This window comes from Komagataeibacter swingsii (genome assembly GCF_003207895.1).
Lineage (GTDB): Bacteria > Pseudomonadota > Alphaproteobacteria > Acetobacterales > Acetobacteraceae > Komagataeibacter > Komagataeibacter swingsii.
The window spans coordinates 1-809 of record NZ_NKUB01000101.1; the positions used below are offsets into that span (position 1 = coordinate 1).

Genomic DNA, 809 nt, shown 5'->3' on the forward strand with positions numbered 1-809 from the left:
GGCCGGACATATGGGTGCAAACGACACGGTCACACCACTATTTTCCCCCTTGCAAGACAGAGCCGTCCACATATGGGTTCTTCCGCACTTTTCGTGATGATGTTTTTGATTATGCGGGTTGGAGGACACGAGCCCTGAGGAGTTCGAAGCCTGCTCTTCCGAACATGGTTCGCTTGATCATTTTCAATCGGCTGATCTGTCCTTCAACCGGGCTGGTTGTCCATGGTGTGACGAGAGAAGCTTCAATGGCAGCAGCATCCCGTTCAAGCGCAGGTATCAAACGCGATAGCAGCGTCGTTTTCCCTTCTTCCAGCAGGGCCTTCAGATCGCCTTCCTTTCTGGTGTCCTCCTTTTTACAGAGGAGGTTCTGCATTTTCCTGAGCCAGCAGAGCGTGACAGCGAGTTGCGGTTCGGCTTCCAGAAGGGCAGGAACAAGTAGCCCGTCCTGTCGTCCAGCAGACAATGGATCATCTGCAAGAAGAAGGCGTGCAAGTTTGCGCCCCAGAGGGGGCGAGACATACGCGGAAGAAACGGGTTTCGTGGAAATACCCTGTCGCGTCGTCACCCATTTCCGGACAGTGCCATATTTTCCTGTAAACCCCTGCTCCAGGAGTTCCCGCCATAGCTGGCGAATATTCCGACATCCTTCGACCCATCTCTTTTCCAGATGGGATATGTAAGGCCCGAGTATGCTGCGTGTCGGAACCGTTCTTTTCCATGTTGGCGCATGGCCCCGCTGAAACCAGCGCCGCACGGTTTTTCTCTCTACTCCGATCGTTGTGGCGATAGCCTGAATACTGTGCCCTTCT

The 809-nt window shown here is 54.0% G+C and carries 1 pseudogene; it reads right to left on the reverse strand.

Annotation, left to right across the window (positions count from 1 at the left end):
* Window positions 1-109: 109 nt before the first annotated feature.
* Window positions 110-809, reverse strand: a pseudogene (locus CFR76_RS17525) (ISL3 family transposase); the annotation flags it as partial.